This window comes from Chroococcidiopsis thermalis PCC 7203, from assembly GCF_000317125.1.
Classification (GTDB): domain Bacteria; phylum Cyanobacteriota; class Cyanobacteriia; order Cyanobacteriales; family Chroococcidiopsidaceae; genus Chroococcidiopsis; species Chroococcidiopsis thermalis.
Genome location: NC_019695.1, coordinates 1,374,290 through 1,393,144 on the forward strand (window position 1 = coordinate 1,374,290; position 18,855 = coordinate 1,393,144).

General features: G+C 45.8%; 17 protein-coding genes. 13 read left to right on the top strand and 4 right to left on the bottom strand.

From position 1 onward, the window contains the following. The first annotated feature begins 24 nt into the window (after nucleotides 1–24). The gene (locus CHRO_RS31690) at nucleotides 25–237 is read left to right on the top strand and encodes a hypothetical protein (protein WP_181824280.1); all 213 of its coding nucleotides are present in this window, start codon (nucleotides 25–27) and stop codon (nucleotides 235–237) included. Here the strand turns inward: CHRO_RS31690 and CHRO_RS06080 are convergent. Continuing rightward, entirely contained in the window at nucleotides 163–969 is an 807-nt protein-coding gene (locus CHRO_RS06080) for a TPM domain-containing protein (RefSeq protein ID WP_015153309.1), read from the bottom strand. The two genes, CHRO_RS31690 and CHRO_RS06080, sit on opposite strands and share 75 nt — an antisense overlap. A gap of 397 nt (nucleotides 970–1,366) precedes the next feature. On the opposite strand from CHRO_RS06080, the gene CHRO_RS06085 reads away from it, so the two are divergent. From CHRO_RS06085 to CHRO_RS06140, 11 genes are all read left to right on the top strand, one after another. Further along, nucleotides 1,367–3,880, top strand: a complete 2,514-nt coding sequence (locus CHRO_RS06085; protein ID WP_015153310.1) for a glycoside hydrolase family 31 protein — start codon at nucleotides 1,367–1,369, stop codon at nucleotides 3,878–3,880. A 221-nt stretch (nucleotides 3,881–4,101) separates the two neighbouring features. Further along, complete coding sequence (locus CHRO_RS06090; protein ID WP_015153311.1) at nucleotides 4,102–5,319, top strand: helix-turn-helix domain-containing protein; 1,218 nt, start codon at nucleotides 4,102–4,104, stop codon at nucleotides 5,317–5,319. A gap of 242 nt (nucleotides 5,320–5,561) precedes the next feature. Further along, nucleotides 5,562–6,326 carry a hypothetical protein gene (locus CHRO_RS06095; RefSeq protein ID WP_015153312.1) on the top strand — a complete coding sequence of 255 codons (765 nt, stop codon included), beginning with the start codon at nucleotides 5,562–5,564 and terminating at the stop codon, nucleotides 6,324–6,326. A 66-nt stretch (nucleotides 6,327–6,392) separates the two neighbouring features. Beyond that, complete coding sequence (gene trpB, locus CHRO_RS06100; protein ID WP_041462867.1) at nucleotides 6,393–7,640, top strand: tryptophan synthase subunit beta; 1,248 nt, start codon at nucleotides 6,393–6,395, stop codon at nucleotides 7,638–7,640. A 190-nt stretch (nucleotides 7,641–7,830) separates the two neighbouring features. Next, nucleotides 7,831–8,979 carry a class I SAM-dependent methyltransferase gene (locus tag CHRO_RS06105; RefSeq protein ID WP_015153314.1) on the top strand — a complete coding sequence of 383 codons (1,149 nt, stop codon included), beginning with the start codon at nucleotides 7,831–7,833 and terminating at the stop codon, nucleotides 8,977–8,979. A gap of 12 nt (nucleotides 8,980–8,991) precedes the next feature. Continuing rightward, nucleotides 8,992–9,273, top strand: coding sequence for a hypothetical protein (locus CHRO_RS06110; RefSeq protein WP_015153315.1), 282 nt, complete (start codon nucleotides 8,992–8,994; stop codon nucleotides 9,271–9,273). 708 nt (nucleotides 9,274–9,981) lie between these two features. Beyond that, entirely contained in the window at nucleotides 9,982–10,536 is a 555-nt protein-coding gene (locus CHRO_RS06115) for a CAP domain-containing protein (protein ID WP_015153316.1), read from the top strand. Nucleotides 10,537–10,876: 340 nt separating this feature from the next. Then, nucleotides 10,877–11,710, top strand: a complete 834-nt coding sequence (locus CHRO_RS06125; protein ID WP_015153317.1) for a hypothetical protein — start codon at nucleotides 10,877–10,879, stop codon at nucleotides 11,708–11,710. Between the two features lie 285 nt (nucleotides 11,711–11,995). Beyond that, a complete protein-coding gene (locus CHRO_RS06130; protein WP_015153318.1) occupies nucleotides 11,996–12,973 on the top strand; it encodes a YihY/virulence factor BrkB family protein in 978 nt (325 codons plus the stop codon). 88 nt (nucleotides 12,974–13,061) lie between these two features. Beyond that, nucleotides 13,062–14,168: a saccharopine dehydrogenase family protein gene (locus CHRO_RS06135; RefSeq protein ID WP_015153319.1), complete on the top strand. Its 1,107-nt coding sequence runs from the start codon at nucleotides 13,062–13,064 to the stop codon at nucleotides 14,166–14,168. 125 nt (nucleotides 14,169–14,293) lie between these two features. Next, nucleotides 14,294–14,665, top strand: a complete 372-nt coding sequence (locus tag CHRO_RS06140) for a hypothetical protein (RefSeq protein ID WP_015153320.1) — start codon at nucleotides 14,294–14,296, stop codon at nucleotides 14,663–14,665. 42 nt (nucleotides 14,666–14,707) lie between these two features. Here the strand turns inward: CHRO_RS06140 and CHRO_RS06145 are convergent, their stop codons facing one another. Then, nucleotides 14,708–16,003: a cation:proton antiporter gene (locus CHRO_RS06145; RefSeq protein WP_015153321.1), complete on the bottom strand. Its 1,296-nt coding sequence runs from the start codon at nucleotides 16,001–16,003 to the stop codon at nucleotides 14,708–14,710. A gap of 163 nt (nucleotides 16,004–16,166) precedes the next feature. On the opposite strand from CHRO_RS06145, the gene CHRO_RS06150 reads away from it, so the two are divergent. After that, the gene (locus tag CHRO_RS06150; protein ID WP_015153322.1) at nucleotides 16,167–17,588 is read left to right on the top strand and encodes a cytochrome P450; all 1,422 of its coding nucleotides are present in this window, start codon (nucleotides 16,167–16,169) and stop codon (nucleotides 17,586–17,588) included. 27 nt (nucleotides 17,589–17,615) lie between these two features. On the opposite strand, the gene CHRO_RS06155 is transcribed toward CHRO_RS06150, so the two are convergent. Continuing rightward, entirely contained in the window at nucleotides 17,616–18,347 is a 732-nt protein-coding gene (locus CHRO_RS06155) for a TIGR04283 family arsenosugar biosynthesis glycosyltransferase (RefSeq protein WP_015153323.1), read from the bottom strand. Nucleotides 18,348–18,439: 92 nt separating this feature from the next. Further along, nucleotides 18,440–18,775 carry a carbon dioxide-concentrating mechanism protein CcmK gene (locus tag CHRO_RS06160; RefSeq protein WP_015153324.1) on the bottom strand — a complete coding sequence of 112 codons (336 nt, stop codon included), beginning with the start codon at nucleotides 18,773–18,775 and terminating at the stop codon, nucleotides 18,440–18,442. Between the last annotated feature and the right edge of the window lie 80 nt (nucleotides 18,776–18,855).

Consider the following 18,855-nt stretch of genomic DNA (forward strand, 5'->3'; position numbering starts at 1 on the left):
GAGAAAGGCTGGGAGCTAGGGACAGTGACCAGTTTAACAGTTATCAGGGAGCAGGGAGCAGGGACAAGGGGGACAAGGGGGACAAGGGGGACAAGGAGGACAAGGGAGAATAATAACCAACTACCCATTACCCATTACCCATTACCCATTACCCATTACCCATTACGTTTCCGAAGCAGAAGAACGCCCAAATATCGGCGTGAGATAAGCTACGAGCGCTCCAATCAGAAAGCCTGAGATATTGCGGATTAGAGGTAGCCATTCTGTAGTGCGCGTGACAACTGGTCCAATACCGAAAGCAATGAATAATATGCCCCACAACGGCGAGAAAATCAAAGCCCACTGCCAAGCTAGAGCTTGTCCTGGACGACGGGGTTGAGCGGCAAAACCACAAATTACGCCTCCCAGTGTTGATGTGATTAGGGTGAGAATCCACTGTTCTCTTGGTAGACCTGGAACGACGTTACAACCGCCTTTGACTAAACAGCCTTCAACGGATTCTAAAGCTCCAAGAATGGCGCGGTCTTCCCCATGTTCTCGCACGTAGTACAAATTACCAAAGCGGGTTTGTAGTTCGATCCAAAACGTGCGGGGGAGAAGTTCGTAAACTGCGTCGCCAACGCTAAAACTGAGAATGTTACCACCGCGAGAGTCGGCAACTAGAAGAATACTTTTGTCATCTAAACCCCAAAAGTTAATTACTGCTCTACCAGGAGTGCGATCGTATTGAGTTAAAACTCTCAGTTTCCAGCCAGTATCAGCGGCAAACTTATTTAAATCTGCTACGAGTTGTTCTTCCTGAATATCGGTAAAAGTCTTTGCTAGGTCAATGACCGGGGTAGGGCGATCGGGTAGCAGTTCTGGATTGTCATAAGCTAGGGCTGCTGATGGCTGCATCATCCAAACCAACCCTGCCAGAAAAAATGTTGTTACTAAAACCGGGATTTTTCGCCAAAATGAACGCTGCATGGGCAATTATAAGTTGTAGATCGGAGTCTCAAAATCGCTACTGTCGTAAGAATTATTATAATTAAGTCGCGTTTTTTTACATTTGTTTACTTTACTCTAATTTAGCGACCCCAAGCAAATCAATCGGAAGTCAAAAGTCAAAAGTCAGCAGTGATGGTAATGGGTAATGGGTAATGGGTAATGGGTAATGGGTAATGGGTAATGGGTAATGGGTAATGGGTAGTTGATGGTTTTTTCTCCCTTGTCTCCCTTGTCTCCCTTGTCTCCCTTGTCTCCCCTGCTCCCTGCTCAGAAGCTCCCTGCTCCCTCAGAAAGAAATCTACGTTTGTGTAGATACGGGAAAATTGACTGTGGGGATAGAATTCCTGCTGTAAATGCGCGATTTGGGGAAAGGTTTATGCCGCAATATTTTGGACAACTGCCAACGACTGACCAACCGTGGGTAACTGTAGGCGCAGTGGAGGCAGTATCGCAAAGCGATCGCGCTGTCCAGTTGGATTGCGGTGAGTCTTCTGTATTAATTAGCGTTATTGATGCTCATCTTATTCGCGTGCGTTTAGCCCCTCACGGTGAATTCTTTCCCCAGCGCCCTTGGGCAGTCGTAGGAGACGAAGATATCGAGCGATCGCCCGTTCCCTTTGAAGTTGCAGAAACACCTGACACGGTAGAAATTAAAACAGATCGGCTGCGAATTGTCGTTCAACGCCAACCTTGTCGCCTCACTTGCTTTGACAATTGCGATCGCCCCTTTGCCCAAGATGCCGAAATGGGTATGGCTTGGCGCATGGGTGCAACCGCTGCCTGGAAACAAATTGAGGCTGACGAGCATTTTTATGGTTTTGGCGAACGCACGGGTTTATTAGATAAATTAAGCGAAGTTAAAACAAATTGGACGCTAGATGCTCTAGACTACAACTCCTTGACGGATGAGATGTATCAGGCAATTCCATTTTTTATGGCTTTGCGTCCAGAAGTCGGTTATGGCATCTTTTTCAACACGACTTTTTGGAGTCAGTTTGATATTGGCGCAGCTCAACCTGGAACTTGGAGCATGGAAACCCGCAGCTTAGCGGGAATGCAGACACCACCCCTAGACTACTACATCATTTACGGTCCCGATCCAGCCACAATTCTATGTAGCTACACGCAGCTAACAGGCAGAATACCCCTTCCGCCTCGCTGGGCTTTGGGATACCATCAGTGTCGCTGGAGTTATGATTCAGAAACAGTAGTACGAGAACTCGCCCAAGAATTTCGCCGCCGCCGCATTCCCTGCGATGTAATTCATTTAGATATCGACTACATGCGGGGGTATCGAGTCTTTACTTGGAGTCCTCAACGGTTCCCCCATCCAGAGAAGCTACTGCGGGAACTCGCCGAGGATGGATTTAAGACGATAACAATTATTGACCCTGGGGTAAAGTACGAACCGGAAGCAAATTATCATGTTTTCGACCAAGGGATAGACAAAGATTATTTCGTCCGTAAAGCAGATGGACAGTTATTTCATGGTTACGTCTGGCCTGATAAAGCCTTATTTCCCGATTTCTTACGTCCTGAAGTCCGGCAATGGTGGGGAAACTTACATGAAAGTCTTACCAGTATTGGTGTAGCCGGAATTTGGAACGACATGAACGAACCCGCGATCGCCGATCGCCCTTTTGGTGACGACGGTAAGCACATCTGGTTTCCGCTAGATGCACCACAGGGGAATTCGGAATTCGGAATTCGGAATTCGGAATTAACCCCTACGACTCCCGACTCCTCTGTAAGGGCGGGTTTTGAACGAGAATCTATTGCCGTAGGTGGTGAATCTTTTGCTAAACCCGCCCCTACAACTCCCAATTACCCAGCCACAACTCACGCCGAAGTTCACAACCTTTACGGATTGATGATGGCGCGAGCGAGTGCTGAGGCGCTGGAAAAATTGCGTCCGAACGAGCGATCGTTTGTTTTGACTCGTTCGGGTTATGCTGGCGTACAAAAGTGGTCGTCGGTATGGATGGGAGATAACCAGTCGTTGTGGGAGCATTTGGAAATGTCCCTGCCCATGCTGTGCAATATGGGGTTGTCGGGTGTAGGGTTTGTTGGTTGTGATATTGGTGGTTTTGCTGGCAATGCTACAGCAGAACTGTTCGCCCGTTGGATGCAAGTTGGAATGCTCTACCCCCTCATGCGCGGTCATTCGGCAATGACAACTGCTCGTCACGAACCTTGGGTTTTTGGCGATCGCGTCGAACAAATCTGTCGCGAATATATCAACTTGCGCTACCAGCTCTTACCATACATTTACACCCTATTTTGGGAAGCTGCTACCACCGGAGCGCCGATTCTTCGCCCCCTACTCTACCATTTTCCCCAAGACCCCACGACTTACAACCTCTACGACCAAGTATTGCTGGGTGCTGGTCTGATGGCTGCACCAATTTATCGTCCTGGGGTAGAGCATCGTGCGGTGTACATACCTGCCGGGACATGGTACGACTGGTGGACGGGAGAGGCGTTTGCAGGACCAACTCATATCCTGGCACGCGCACCATTGGAAAAAATGCCTCTCTATGTACGGTCTGGGACAGTCATCCCCATGCAGCCTGTAGTACAGTTTGTTAATGAAACACCGTGCAATCCCCTCACAGTTCGCGTTTGGGCAGGACAGGGGGAATGGACGATGTACGAAGATGACGGACTTAGTTTTGATTATTGTCAAGGTGTCCGAGCGACTACCACCTATCGTGTCAATACAGTAGGAGAAGAAACAATCGTTGAGATTGACGCGCGACAGGGACAATGGACACCACCAGCGCGAGAAGTCGTTGTCGAAGTGGTGGGAATCGGTCAGCAACGTTTTAGCGATGATGGAACGGCTCGCCGTTTGCAGTTTACAGGGAGCAGGGAGTCGGGAGCAGTGTAGAGACGTTCCAGGGAACGTCTCTACAAAGCGATCGGTGTAAAGACTTTGCATGTATAGAAAAAATTCTACCTTTTTATAGATGACTTCAGCTTGATGAATGTACTTACCTTTTGATAGATGCCGCTATCTGGGGAATCTGTCACTCTGAAGCAAAGCAATGACAACTGATTCAGTGACCGCCAATCGTCGCTCGCTAACAATTTCGTGTAGAGGTAGAGTGCATGTTGACAGATAATTTCGTCCAGCAAATCCAGTCCATGCAAGGACGGTTGGACCTGCTGCTTCATGATGTAGATTGTCCGCAGTTTCAACCAGACCTGTTACCCACAGCACTTAAGGAACTTGGTGTTGCTTCGGAAGAGATTCAAGTCACTCTGGAAGAACTACATCGGCAGAATGCAGAACTTTTAGCGATGCGTAGAGCTTTAGAGGAAGAACGCAGGCGCTACAAAGATTTATTTGAGCTGGCACCGGATAGCTACGCGATCGTCGATCTCTCAGGTACGATTCGAGAAGTGAACCAGGCGACTGCTAAGCTTTTGAATGTATCGCAGCGCTTTTTAAGCGGAAAACCGCTGACTACCTTTCTTAGTGCCGAAGACCGAGAAATATTTTGGTACAAATTCAATGAGTTACAAGGTATGGAAGAATCGCAGGAATGGACGATGCACCTTTGTCCGCGCGATCGCCAGCCTGTAAAAGTGGCAGTTGTGGCAAGTCTGTCTAACTGCGAGAAAACGGGTCAGCCAAAGACTATCCTGCTATCGCTGCGCGAGATTGGCGATCCCAATCGACATTTGTATCTATCTGACAAACTTGAGCCACACAACCAAAACATAGATCTATCCATCGACGAGCTAGATCTCAGTCAAAAACAGATTTATTTGAAAGGGGAAACGATCCGACTCAGACCGGAGACCGTTTGGTTAGTGTGTCGCGGGATTGTCAAGCTGGCAATAGCCTGCGAGACTGGCGAAGAGGTGCTACTGGGTTTGGCAGGAGTGGGTTCGCCATTCAGTGCCTTAGATATAGATGCTTTCGGACTTTGTGAAGCTACAGCATTAACTGAAGTCGAACTGACCTGTTTTTCTTGGTCGGAGTTAGCAGCAAATTCCGATCTCGCCCAAAAATTATTACCTAAAATTAACCAACGGCTACAGCAAACAACAGCTCTTTTAGCAATTTCTGGCAAGCGTCATGCCAAGAGCCGCTTGCATCACTTGTTATTGTTGCTAGCTAAGCAAATCGGTCAACCTACGGAGCGAGGTATTCGTTTGGGCATTCGTCTAACTCATAGCGATCTTGCTGCTGCTTGCTCGACTACCAGAGTTACGATCACCCGCATGTTAGGCAAATTACAGGCGGAAGGAAAAATTGAGATTGATAGCAAGAATCATTTTATTGTCTGCCACGAGCAGCGACCGCAGATAAGTGCTTGAAACGAATTATCTGGGAGATCGCGCCCATATAGTTCGCTGACGGTTAACTGTTAACAGTTAACCGCCACAACCGTAAGTCAGTCGATTGCTAAGACCGGATTGATAAATAATGCTATATATTTAGTTGCAGATCTGTTTTAAGGTATAAATTAAATCGTTATAGCCACATAACATTAGATTGCAAATGGGGAGGTACGCTCATCAGCCATCGAATACCGCTCGCCAATCATCAATCGTGAATAATGCTCTTACCTGGATTTCTGTTCGAGCTTTCCCTGATTGTGGCAGTTGCACTAGCATTAGTGCAATTATTTGCTGGTAGGCTGCGATTTCTGAGCGCGACTCCGCGTAGCATATGGTTGTCTGCCAGCAGTGGGGCTTCGATCGCTTATGTATTCGTTCATATTTTGCCAGAATTAGGCGAGGCACAAGCAGTCATTCGAGAAGTTGTAGGTGGATGGCTGGCTTTTTGGAGATACCATATTTACGTAGTCGCGCTTTTGGGTTTAGCGATATTTTATGGTTTGGATCGGGCGGCGATCGCATCGCGTCGTTACAACCGCAAAGAGAGCCGAGGAGATGTAACGGCAGCAAGTGTCTTCTGGCTGCATATCATTGTTTACGGTTTTTACAATACCATCATCGGTTACTTACTACTCAATCGCGATGATAATGATGCGATCGGGATGCTGCAATTTGCTTTAGCAATGGCATTACACTTTGCAGTCAACGATTATGGCTTGCGAGAACATCACAAGTTTATTTATAACGGTATTGGTCGCTGGGTATTAGCAACAGCAGTAATTGTTGGGTGGACGCTTGGTAGTGGCGGTATGGGAGTTGACCGCACGGCGATCGCACTTATGTTTGCTTTCCTGGCTGGGGGAATTATTCTCAATGTCTTGAAGGAAGAACTACCAGCCGAAAGAGAAAGCCGTTTTTGGGCATTTGCTCTCGGTGCGGGAGCTTATACTATACTGTTGGCGTTATCGCCCTCTTCTTCTTAACTATCCTCAAACCTATTTCCTCAAACTTATATAATGATGGGAGTATCGTCATTCTCCGCAGGTATCGTGACCCTTACACCGATCTCCCCCAACTCCCAACCATCTACACAACGTCCTGACTCTTTCGGACGATTTGGACGTTTTGGCGGAAAATACGTACCAGAAACGCTGATGCCTGCCCTAAGCGAGTTAGAAGCAGCGTACCAAAAATATCGACATGACACGGACTTTCAACAAGAACTGCAAAATCTTCTTTGCGACTACGTAGGACGAGCCACCCCCCTCTACTTTGCCGAACGCCTCACAGCACATTACGCCCGTCCAGATGGGACGGGGGCGCAAATCTACCTCAAACGAGAAGATTTAAATCATACGGGCGCTCACAAGATTAACAACGCTCTGGCTCAAGTTTTGTTAGCTAAACGGATGGGCAAGCAACGCATCATTGCCGAGACAGGGGCGGGACAGCACGGCGTTGCTACAGCTACTGTCTGCGCTCGGTTTGGGCTAAAATGCGTCATCTACATGGGCGTACAGGACATGGAACGCCAAAGCCTGAACGTGTTTCGGATGCGCTTGATGGGGGCAGAGGTACAACCTGTAGCAGCTGGTACGGGGACGCTCAAAGATGCCACCTCTGAAGCTATTCGCGACTGGGTGACGAACGTAGAAACAACTCATTACATCCTCGGTTCTGTAGCTGGTCCCCATCCTTACCCAACAATTGTCCGAGACTTTCAAGCAGCAATCGGTCAAGAAACCCGCGTCCAAGCAATGGAAAAATGGGGTGGCTTACCAGATATTTTGCTGGCTTGTGTAGGTGGCGGTTCTAATGCTATGGGGCTATTTCACGAATTTGTCAACGAGCCAACCGTCAGACTCATTGGTGTTGAAGCCGCTGGAGAAGGAGTCACTACGGAAAAACACGCCGCAACTTTAACCAAAGGTAGAGTTGGGGTACTACATGGAGCAATGAGTTACTTGTTGCAGGACGAAGACGGACAGGTGATTGAGGCACACTCGATCAGTGCGGGATTAGATTATCCTGGCGTGGGTCCAGAGCATTCTTTTTTAAAAGAGATTGGTCGGGCAGAATATTACAGCATTACCGATGAGGAAGCGATCGCGGGATTGCAGCGTCTCTCGCAGTTAGAAGGGATTATTCCCGCGCTCGAAACCGCCCATGCGATCGCCTATCTCGATATCCTTTGTCCGCAGCTAGACGGTAGCCCTCGCATTGTCATTAACTGTTCGGGACGCGGTGACAAAGACGTACAAACCGTTGCTAAGTACCTAAAAATGATTGGCGATTAGCAACTCACAATTAGCACTTAACACTTAGCAATTAGCAATACTTTCCGAAAATACCCAACTAGAGCAGGTAGATCTTCATGATATGCCTGCAAAATTGTTATACATCAATCTAAGTTGTAAATAACTCACTTTTGACTTTTGACTTTTGACTTTTGACTTTTGACTTACGACTTATTCAAGAGGTGGAAACATGGATCGGCAATTCCAACACCCAATGCTACCACAAGTCACTCATGATGAGCTGGCGCGACAAAACTTTGTAAAAAGCCTGAAACTACACATCGTTAAAAATCTCAGTCCCGGCAATAAAAGAGTATACGAGCAAGTTGTCAAGCCCCAATTTGAACGCGAACACCAGCGATCGCCCCAAAACCGTCACGAAATCCGCACTGCTATGCAAGGACACCCGCATTATCGTTGGTGGAGTGCTTTGCGGCGCATCAACCAGGAAATGTTGTGGGATGCGGTTAATACCAGTGTAGAGCGACAACTACCAGAACTCATCGACCGGGCAAAACAGAGCGATCGCCACTTGGGTACGCTGACCCTAGACCCCGATTTCAAAATTCCTGCTTACCAAACTGCTGTCGATATCCACTGTATGCCTGGTAGCTATCACAGCGAATATACAGCAGACGATCTAGCGGCGGGAGCGACCTACGATCGCGGTGTTTATATTTACGGTGCGGGGTGGTTAGGTCCGCTCAACGATGATATGGGCTTGTCCATTGTCAAAAACTACCTGAAACCAAAATATCCCGACTTTCGACCCGCCAAAATTCTCGATTTGGGTTGTTCTGTCGGTCACAGTACTTTACCCTATGTCGATGCCTATCCAGAAGCCGAAGTCTACGCGATCGATATTGGCGCACCAATGCTACGCTACGCTCACGCTAGAGCAGAAGCTTTAGGCAAACGAGTCCATTTTTCTCAACAAAATGCCGAACGGACTCACTTTGAAGCGGCTTCCTTTGACCTGATAGTTTCTCATATCCTGCTGCATGAAATTCCCCTTCCAGCCATCCGTAACGTGATGCGAGAATGCGATCGCCTCCTAGCTCCTGGGGGGATGACGATCCACGTAGAAGCACCCTTGTACAGCCACATGGATGCCTTCAGCGCTTTCATGTATGACTGGGAAACTGCCAACAACAACGAACCTTTTTGGAGTGCCATGCGGGAGTTGGACTTGACAGCCGTTATGACTGAAGCTGGATTTGCCGCAGATCGAGTTATACAAACCTTCGTTCCCAATGGTGCTTGGAAAACTGCGGCTGACAATTCCCAACAAGGAGGAGGTAGTAGAGGTAGCTGGTTTATTGTTGCTGCGACTAAGTAAATGGAGGAAGTCATGGGGATGAAAAAAGCCAAGGGCAAACGCCCCGTTTACTTTGACGAGCCGCAACTCGATAAATTGCTGTCCGCGATCGTCGCGTTAACAGGTGAGGTGTCTGTCTTGCGGGAACGTCTCGATACTGTAGAACGTTTACTGGCGACAAAAGAAGTTATATCACTGGCAGAGATTGAAGCATATCAGCCAGAGGAATCAGTAGTGCAGGCACGGGAACAATGGCGTAGCGAGTATATTGCGCGAGTGTTAGGGGTATTGCAGGAAGAAACCGTTTCAGAATAATTTAGAGCGCGTGGTCGTACGCTTTTCTTACGTTGCGAAATTGCAAGATTGAAGATCCCCCAGCCCCCGCAAACTCGGGGGTTTTGTTTTGTGCGGCGGGTTAGGGGGCAATACTTCGTGGGTTTTGATTCGATCTCCCCAACCCCCCTTAAAAAGGGGAGCCACTTACGTGCGGGGGTGGCGCTATTGCGGACTTCGTCGCCCCCGTTGAAGCACGTCGCGTTAAAGTGGCATGGGATAAGAATAGCTTTTTTCCCCCTTTCCAAGGGGGATTAAGGGGGATCTTCAAAGACTATGTACTCTAACCGAGAAGTATTGGGTTAGGAGGGTTCTTGCCTTAACTGAAAAGCCTTGAGTGAAATACGGCTCGCCATACGCTATCAACAGTCTAGTATTTGTCACTAATTCAGAATTTATATAGCTGAGTTTTCAGTAAAATTACTTCGATATATAGCTTCAGTAATAATTCGCTTGTTAGCTAATTAGAGATAAAGTTGAATAGATTTGTAGGCTATATTTTTGCAGTTAATTTTAAATCTTTCTGCAAAAAGTTTCAAGAGTGACCGCATTAGATTAAACTGTACATTTGCTAATTCTTTTAGCAACGGTTCAGTTTGGAAAATAAACTCATCTGCTAATTCTTTTAGCAGCGATTCATCCTGAAAATTTTCAGTTTCACTTGCTTATTCTTTCATTGGAAATCATTGCATGAAGCATTCTGTTTTGTTCAAACTAGCCTTGTGTTCAGTCATTTTCACCACTGGAACAACAATTGTAGCTAACGCTAAAACCCCTACTTTTTACCGAGAGATTGCTAAGAAAAACATACTTGCAAAGCCGAAACCTAATACGACTATCCTAGCTCAGGCTGATACTTCCTCCGTAGAACGGGCTGTTTTCAACCGAATTAATCAATATCGCCAAGGGCGTAATTTAGCTCCTCTAACTTGGGATAATAGCATCAGCAATCAAGCTCGAATTCACAGTCAAAATATGGCAAGTGGTGCAGTTCCTTTCAGCCATAATGGTTTTCAGCAGAGAGTGCAAGAGATTGCCAAAGTCATTTCCTATAGGGGAGCAGCAGAAAATGTTGCGTATAATCAAGGTTACGCCGATCCTGCTGCCAATGCCGTTCAAGGCTGGTTAAATAGTTCTGGACACCAACGGAACATCGTAGGTAGTTACAACCTAACTGGTATTGGTGTTGCCAGAAATTCAAAAGGAGAATACTACTTCACGCAAATATTTATCTTGAAGCGATGAAGGTAAAATTTGTCCGGTTGTTAGAATCCCAATCAACTTAATTGCTAGGGTGCGCCGATCGCGTACCCTATTATTTTTTGATAAAATTAATCATATTTTCCGTGGATTTACCGACATAATTAAAACCCCCTCTACCCTCAGAGGTATTTTCAGTAAAATCTACCTTGAGAGTAGAATATTTTCTCGTTAAACTCATCGGTTATAGTTTTTATATTCGCATTCTACTGAAGAAAGTAATTATTTTACTTATGTATGATTTTACCAAGCTAGCATGTAAACTCAAACTATTGGCTCGAGAACAAAAGATATTTCTAGCTAAGAGGACAAGGATGATAATCCTATGATTGAGACGACTATTAAAAACTTTTTCAACTTGCCCGGAGTCGTTGGATTAGGAATTATTCTCATTCAAGAACAACCGAAATCTTACCTATGTTTAAAAGAGCAAGCCGTACAATGGCAAGTGAAAGAATTTCTCAATCATAATTTTATCCGTAATATTATCAAAAATCCCGATGCATTTGATGTTTTTGAATTTCCAATTCACACGAATTACGTTTATACATATAAAGTGAGTTCGCAAGTCACCTTGTTAGTTTTGACGAGTATGGGACTAGCAGCAATTAAAACGATCGCTAACCTACAACTAAAAACTGTACTCAAAAAAGATGTCGAACAAACAATTGCTATATTTCAGAAATTAGCTAAAGAATTTCCTCTCGTTCGCGCGATCGCACAGCCAATTTCGCAGACATTTCCTCACGTATGCGATGGCAATCAAAGCTTATCTCTCAAGCAAAAAGAAAAAATTACTGTTTTAGAACTATTAAATGCTCTCAACCATTTAAGTAAATTTACCAGTACTTACATGGGAAGAAAATCGACAATAAAATACTGGGATTCTACTCGCCCCAAACAAATTGAGTGTCTGGCATACTTTCAGATGGATGAGAATGCGGAATTCATTTTTACTGGCAACGATGCAGAGATTGTCAATCAAATGCAGCACTATTGGATTAGAAAGTGGACTAGTATCTTTCTCAGAAAGACAGCACTAATTCTACCCAATTTGCCGGAGATGGTTGCCCAAAAATGCTTGAGCGATCGCGAAAAATTTTTAGTTTTTCCTCTCCAAGTTGACAATACTGAATCTCAAACTCCGGTTACTGTATAATAATTTACTATAAAATTAATTCACATTGCACAAAAAATATTTAAATAAAAGTACCTACCCGATTGGGAATAGGAAAGATTTGTATTACAACAACTCAGCCTAGCTAGCCCATACTAATTCTATTTGTTTTTGCACAGATCCGATCCCCGAACCCCCCTTATTAAGGTGACTATGGGGGATATTCTGCGATGTAGTCACAAAGAATTGGTATTACAATAAATTCATACCATTTTGCTTTTTGACTGCAACCAACGTAACTGAACAAATACCAACAAGAGACAAACAATGCACTTGCGATCTGTTGGAGAATTACTAAAAGAGACATTTCAGGAGTGGAACCAGGATAAAGCATCGCGGCTAGCAGCAGCCTTAGCATATTACACGATATTTTCGATCGCACCACTACTGATGATCGCGATCGCTGTGGCAGGTGCAGTATTCGGTGAAGAAGCTGCTAGAGGAGAAATTGTCACCCAAATTCAAGATTTAGTAGGAGAAGCAGGGGCAACAGTCGTACAAACTGCACTTGCTAACGTCAATCAAACCAAAACGGGTATTGTTGGCACTTCGATCGGTCTTGCTACACTTCTATTAGGTGCGACAGGTTTATTTGGTGAAATGCAAGACGCACTCAATACAATTTGGGAAGTTGCACCAAAATCAGGACAAGGAATCTGGGTATTAATTCGCCGCCGCCTGATCTCATTTAGTATGGTTTTAGGGATTGGCGTTTTATTGTTATTATCCCTATTTTTGAGTACGGCACTAGCAGCATTTAGTAGCTTTATGAATAGTTGGATACCAGGTTTAGCAACTGGATTATCTATTCTCAACTTTGTCGTTTCTTTTAGCTTGATGACATTATTATTTGCGATGATTTACGTCATCCTGCCTGATGTCAAAATTGCTTGGAAAGATGTTTTAGTTGGTGCGGCAACAACGGCTTTCTTATTCACAATTGGCAGAACGTTATTGAGTATGTACCTCGGTAGTGCCGCCGTCAGTTCGACCTTTGGTGCAGCTAGTTCCCTTGCCGTTCTCTTAGTTTGGATCTACTATTCTGCCCAAGTTTTCTTTTTAGGGGCGGAATTTACTCAAGTTTATGCCCGTAAATATGGTTCTGAAATTGTGCCAACAAAAAATGCTGTTTCTGTTGCTGCTAACCGACTACCATCTGTAGATCCTCAGAATTCACCGCGTATCCGCCCTCGCCGCCGTTCTGGTTTTTTGACAAAGATAAAAAACTGGTTTGGCAGACGATGACAGAGGTAAAACCAAACTCATCCCTACTACCGAGGCAGAGCGGGCATAAAATCTGTTCAAATAGAGAAGGTGCAACAATTCTGGATTGATGACAGATCGAGTTTTAATTCTTGGTGGCAGGGGAAGAATCGGCAGCAGTGTAGCCCAAGACATTGCCAGTCATACATCAGCAGAAATTACCATCACTAGCCGTAACCCCGATATAGCAGCCGCAGTTAGCAAGCAACTAGGATCGCAGGTTCGATCGCTAGCATTAGACTTAGCAGACAAAGCCAAATTAAGAGAAGCGATCGCCGCTTCCAATCTCGTCATTCATTGTGCCGGACCCTTTCACTTCCGTGACGCTAGCGTTCTGAAAACTTGTATCGAAACGGGTGTAGATTATCTCGATGTTAGCGATCATCGGTCTTTTACTCGCAAAGCTTTAGATTTATCTCCAGCGGCTTCAGCTGCTGGAGTGACAGCAATCGTCAATACAGGCGTTTTCCCTGGAATCTCAAACAGCATGGTACGCCAGGGAGTGGAAAAATTAGACCAGCCGGAACGCATCCACTTAAGTTACTTAGTAGCGGGTTCTGGCGGTGCTGGCGTGACAGTCATGCGAACGACATTTTTGGGGTTACAGAAGCCTTTCACCGCTTGGATCGACGGTCAGTGGGTGGAAATTAAACCATATAGCGATCGCGAAGTCGTAGATTTTCCCGCGCCTTATGGTAAATCTGGCGTTTACTGGTTTGATATGCCAGAAGCTTTTACCTTACCGGAAGCCTTCCCCGTCAAAACCGTAATTACCAAATTTGGTTCCGTTCCCGATTTTTACAATCATCTCACTTGGATTGCCGCCCATGTCTTCCCCAAATCTTGGATGCAACGGCGCAGTGCGATCGAATTTTTAGCCCATGTCAGCCACTATATGACCGATGTAACAAATCGTTTTAGCGGGATTGGAGTCGCAATTCGTTCCGAAGTCACGGGGTTAAAAGACGGACAGCAGGCGAGTTATTGTTCGACGTTGATTCACGATAACACCGCGATCGCTGCTGGCTGCGGTACTGGTAGTATTGCCCAACTTTTATTATCAGGCAAGCTCAAGCACCCAGGAGTTTCGACTGTAGAACAAGCCTTGCCCACAGACTTATTTGAACAAACTATGGCAAGTCGTAATATTCACATTCAGCAGCAAATATATTTGTAGGGGCGCACAGCTGTGCGCCCCTACCTACATTTATGAAAAATGGTAACATCGTACTTCTGGTAGAAGGAATAGATATAGCAGAAAATGTAAGCTGCTCTCATCGTCAAACTTTTTGAGAGACTGTCATGCGTGGGATTTTATCCAATCTAAAACAAGGGCTTTTGCAAAAGCTTTTACTGTTATTTCTCGTGAGTTTACTTGGCTTTTTTGGCACTGCGATCGCGGGCTATTCACCAGTTTATGCAGCGACTTTAGAAGAGACACAACTCATCCCTCCAGAATATAAACCTACTCCAGAAGAGAAGATCGAGCGAGCATATGAGTATAGCGAAGCCACGGGATTGATGGAAGAGGCAAAACAAGCAAGGACTAACTCTAATCGAAATTTCGATCCCAACTTAAAGGCTAATATCAAAAATATCGATGCTCAAGCCCAAGAAGGTAAAACTAGTCTCAAAGATAAGGCAAAAGGCTTACTGGAAAAAATAGCAAAATAGTACAAATATAGAGACGTAATATGATACGTCTCTATGCATTATTTACTCGCTTTGTTCGGGTAGAGTTGCGTGTTTTGCTCGCCTGCTCTTCCCTCTGATTCTACGCTCGTACCAACTCATTAAAGGTGTGGCACTAATTCCATGTAAAACTACAGAAATAACAATTGTTGTGAAAGTAATCCAGGCAATTTGTTCTGCCGCACTGTCTTTTAAACCTTCACCAAAAGCGTAGAAGAGATAGTACAAAGAACCAACACCGCGAATACCAAACCAACCAAATAACCACCGACTGGCAGGATGCAAGCGACGGCGATCGCATTCTACCGGAGGATTTGTTGCAATCGTGCTAATCCACGCTCCTACGGGACGGATGACAAAGAGTAATAATCCTGCCACAATCAGTGAATTTCCGAGATATTGCCACAAGGGTTGCATTCTCAACAGCGATCCTAGTAACAGAATTGTGCCGACTTCCATTAACTTTTCAATTCGTTCGACAAATTCTAATTCAGACTCGCGTTTTTCTAGATTGTCTGCGTAATTTCGCTGGACGACTAACCCCGCAACAAATACGGCAATAAATCCATAGCCGTTAACAATTTCTGCCAAGGAATAGGTAACCAAAATCGTTCCTAGAGCAACAAAATCCTCCATCAAAACATCAGCAGGACGACGTTTTTGCAGCTGGCGATCGATCCAAGTAATAGCTTTGGCTACGGCAATTCCCATCACAATTCCAGATGCGATCGCCCAAATTAAATCCACGGCTACCCATTGTTTAAACCAATTATCTAAATTGGGGTCTTTGAATAAATGCAAGCCAAAATAGACAAAGGGAAATGCCAGTGCGTCATTCAAACCTCCTTCGGAAGTCAGACCAAAACGTAATTCATCCTCATCGTCAATGTCTGCTAGCTGCACTTCTGAAGCTAATACGGGATCGGTAGGAGCGAGAATTGCACCCAGTAACACGGCTGCACCCCAATTCATTCCCAACAACCAATGTCCTACTGCTGCCAGCGCTACAATTGAAATGGGCATGAGAAATCCAATCAATCTGGCTGTAATTTGCCATGCTCGCAATTGTAAGGGACGGTTCATTTTTAAGCCGCAACTGAACACCGAGACAATCACGACAAATTCGGTCAGTCGTTGCAAAAACTCAGCATTTGGTTGCACTTGAATGAGTTTAAAACCGTAGGGACCGAGAATAATTCCTACAACTAAGTAAATGAGGGCAAAAGAAAAAGGTAAGCGGGAAATCCAACCCGAACCAAGGGTAACTGCTAGCAGCAGCACCCCAATGACAAACAAATCGAGAATATAAATATCCACCATAGCGATCGCCAACGAGAAAACGCTAGGAAAGTTTAAGGCGATCGCGGTTGACTCTACATCTGCTTGGGGTAGATTATTTCAGTAATGCAGTATCTGTATTTTGACTACTTAAGGCTGGCGTAACAATAAAAAAGATTTAGAAAGAGAGTTAGAGCAAGAAATTATGTTTCTACCCCAAGGTCCAAAAACTCCACCGCTCGTTCAACTGTTACAGTGGATTGCTAATCCCTTTGCTTTAATGGAGTCTTGCGCTCAACGTTATGGTGACTGGTTTACTCTCAAGGTAGGTTTAAATTATCGTCCCCTGGTCTATGTCAGCAGTCCCCAACTGTTACAGGAGATATTGACCAACGACCATTACAAGCAGTTTGACGCACCTGGAGAGATCAACGGCATTTTCGCTCCATTATTAGGGGATTTTGGAGTCATCATGCAAAGTGGCGATCGCCACCGCCGCCAGCGCCAACTGATGGTTCCACCCTTTCATGGCGATCGGATGAAGGCATACGGTGAAATCATTACCGAGATCGCCAAACAAGTCACCAGCCAATGGAACCCGAATCAGCCTTTCTCTGTGCGGGATTCCATGCAAGCTATTTCCTTCAATGTCATTTTGCAAGCTGTTTTCGGTTTGAGGGAAGGAGAACGCTATCGACAGATCGAAAAACTCCTCTACAACATGCTGGAGTTAACGAACTCGCCCCTCAAAGCTAGCCTCTTATTCTTTCCCTTTTTACAACGAGATTTAGGTGCATGGAGTCCGTGGGGGAACTTTTTGCGTCAAAAACAACAACTCGATCGACTACTACATGCTGAAATAGAAGCACGTCGCGCCAATCCCGATCCCGGGCGTACCGACATCCTCAGCTTACTCATGGCGGCGCGGGATGAAGCCGGAGAACCGATGAAAGATGAGGAACTACGCGATGAATTGATGACGCTGCTTGTTGCAGGTCACGAAACCACGGCTACAGCTTTGACATGGGCATTATATTGGATTCACAAACTGCCCGAAGTCCGGCAAAAGTTGCTGGCAGAACTTGACATTCTAGGCGATACACCAGACCAAAACGCGATCGTGCGACTGCCCTATCTCAACGCCATCTGTTCTGAAACCCTGCGGATTTATCCCGTGGGAATGCTAACTTTTCCGAGAGTCGTGCGATCGCCCGTTACTCTTTTAGGGCAACAGTTAGAACCAGGTACGGTATTAGTAGGTAGCATCTATCTCGCCCATCAACGCCAAGACCTGTACCCCGAACCAAAGCAATTTAAACCAGAACGCTTCCTAGAACGGCAATTTTCTCCTTACGAGTACTTACCCTTCGGCGGCGGCGTGCGGCGCTGTATTGGTGCAGCTTTTGCCCTGTTTGAGATGAAACTCGTCTTGGCTACCATCCTATCTAACTTAGAACTCTCGCTAGCCAACAACCGCCCCGTACATCCCGTAAGGCGAGGTTTAGTCTCAGCCCCTACCAAAGTTGAAATGGTTATGACTGGACGGAGAATTGAGGGGGACAAGAGGGACAAGGGAGAGGGGGGAGACAAGGGAGACAAGGAAGCAATTCCAGCCACCAGCTATTGATCGCTCTTTCCACTCACCACGCACCACTTACCGAATATCCCGATACAGTCGCTTTAAATATGTGGGAGAAATACCAAATCCCCACAAAAAACCGACATATAGATATATTGCTGTTGCTTGCCAAAACCCCCAACGGGCAACACGGCGATCGCTACTTTGGACGATGCGATTGACTTGCCGGATGCGCCCTTGCCGCACTAATTTCAAGCAGAAATCGGCTTCTTCCATAATTGCCAGAGTGCGATCGAAGCCACCACATTGCCAAAAATCAGTTCGACGACAGAAAATCGCCTGATCGCCGAATAGTAACCTCAAACCCTGAAAAAATAAGTGGGGACGAAATAGTAACGGCGCGTAATAAGTTTTGAGAAAATTGTGCAGAGACATCCACCAACGAGTTTTGGAGGAACCTGCCATGAGGGAAACAAAACCCCCACCTGCAACTCCAGGATCTGCCAAAGTCCGCTCGATTATTTCAACGAGATCGTCTGGAACCCAAGTATCGGCATGGATGAAACAAAGAACTTCTCCGCTGGCAGCTTTTGCCCCTTGGTTCATTTGAATTGCACGCCCTCGCTCAGTACAGAATAAAACTTGCACTCCCGCAGCTTGAGCGATCGCAACCGTACCATCTTCGCTACCACCATCGACAACTAGCACCTCCCATGCTGGAGGATCGAGTATGCTTAGCTGTCGCAGAGTACGCCCGATACAGCTTGCTTCATTCAACGTTGGAATAATAATTGAAATCCGAATCACAAGAAAAGGGAGTAGGGAACAGTTGTCAGTTATTAGTGGTAATTGGTAATTGGTAATTGGTAGTTGCTCCCTGCTCCCTACTCGATCGCTCTCTATCTTTGAATTATCGGTCGTTCCACCGAGTCGCGGAAGCGCTGGACTTCATCTGTAAAGCCGATGGGTAGTACGACTTCTACGTTTTCGTGTGGGCGCGGAATGATCACCCAGGATTCAAGCGTACCTCCGTATACATTTTCTACTGCCTCAATTCCTGCGGCAACGGCGGTTTTGACTTCTTGGACATCACCGCGCACGTTGACATTAAAACGAGCGCTACCAACTCGAATATAACCAACTAAAGTGACTCTTCCGGCTTTAACCATTGCATCTGCTGCGGCTAACACAGCAGGAAAACCCTTCGTTTCAATCGATCCAACTGCCTGTGGCACTGGCTATCTCCCCAAATAGATCGTGTCAAGAATTTGTAAGTATAGAGCTTAAGAAATACATTCTATAAATGCTCATCCTA

Excerpts from the sequence above, each read along its gene's own strand:
- CHRO_RS06110 (WP_015153315.1), top strand. The coding sequence starts at position 8,992 with ATGGGGATGAAAAAAGCCAAGGGCAAACGCCCCGTTTACTTTGACGAG.
- CHRO_RS06130 (WP_015153318.1), top strand. The coding sequence starts at position 11,996 with ATGCACTTGCGATCTGTTGGAGAATTACTAAAAGAGACATTTCAGGAG.
- CHRO_RS06125 (WP_015153317.1), top strand. The coding sequence starts at position 10,877 with ATGATTGAGACGACTATTAAAAACTTTTTCAACTTGCCCGGAGTCGTT.
- CHRO_RS06150 (WP_015153322.1), top strand. The coding sequence starts at position 16,167 with ATGTTTCTACCCCAAGGTCCAAAAACTCCACCGCTCGTTCAACTGTTA.
- CHRO_RS06145 (WP_015153321.1), bottom strand. The coding sequence starts at position 16,003 with ATGGTGGATATTTATATTCTCGATTTGTTTGTCATTGGGGTGCTGCTG.
- CHRO_RS06085 (WP_015153310.1), top strand. The coding sequence starts at position 1,367 with ATGCCGCAATATTTTGGACAACTGCCAACGACTGACCAACCGTGGGTA.
- CHRO_RS06115 (WP_015153316.1), top strand. The coding sequence starts at position 9,982 with ATGAAGCATTCTGTTTTGTTCAAACTAGCCTTGTGTTCAGTCATTTTC.
- CHRO_RS06140 (WP_015153320.1), top strand. The coding sequence starts at position 14,294 with ATGCGTGGGATTTTATCCAATCTAAAACAAGGGCTTTTGCAAAAGCTT.
- CHRO_RS06090 (WP_015153311.1), top strand. The coding sequence starts at position 4,102 with ATGTTGACAGATAATTTCGTCCAGCAAATCCAGTCCATGCAAGGACGG.
- CHRO_RS06080 (WP_015153309.1), bottom strand. The coding sequence starts at position 969 with ATGCAGCGTTCATTTTGGCGAAAAATCCCGGTTTTAGTAACAACATTT.
- CHRO_RS06095 (WP_015153312.1), top strand. The coding sequence starts at position 5,562 with ATGCTCTTACCTGGATTTCTGTTCGAGCTTTCCCTGATTGTGGCAGTT.
- CHRO_RS06105 (WP_015153314.1), top strand. The coding sequence starts at position 7,831 with ATGGATCGGCAATTCCAACACCCAATGCTACCACAAGTCACTCATGAT.
- CHRO_RS06135 (WP_015153319.1), top strand. The coding sequence starts at position 13,062 with ATGACAGATCGAGTTTTAATTCTTGGTGGCAGGGGAAGAATCGGCAGC.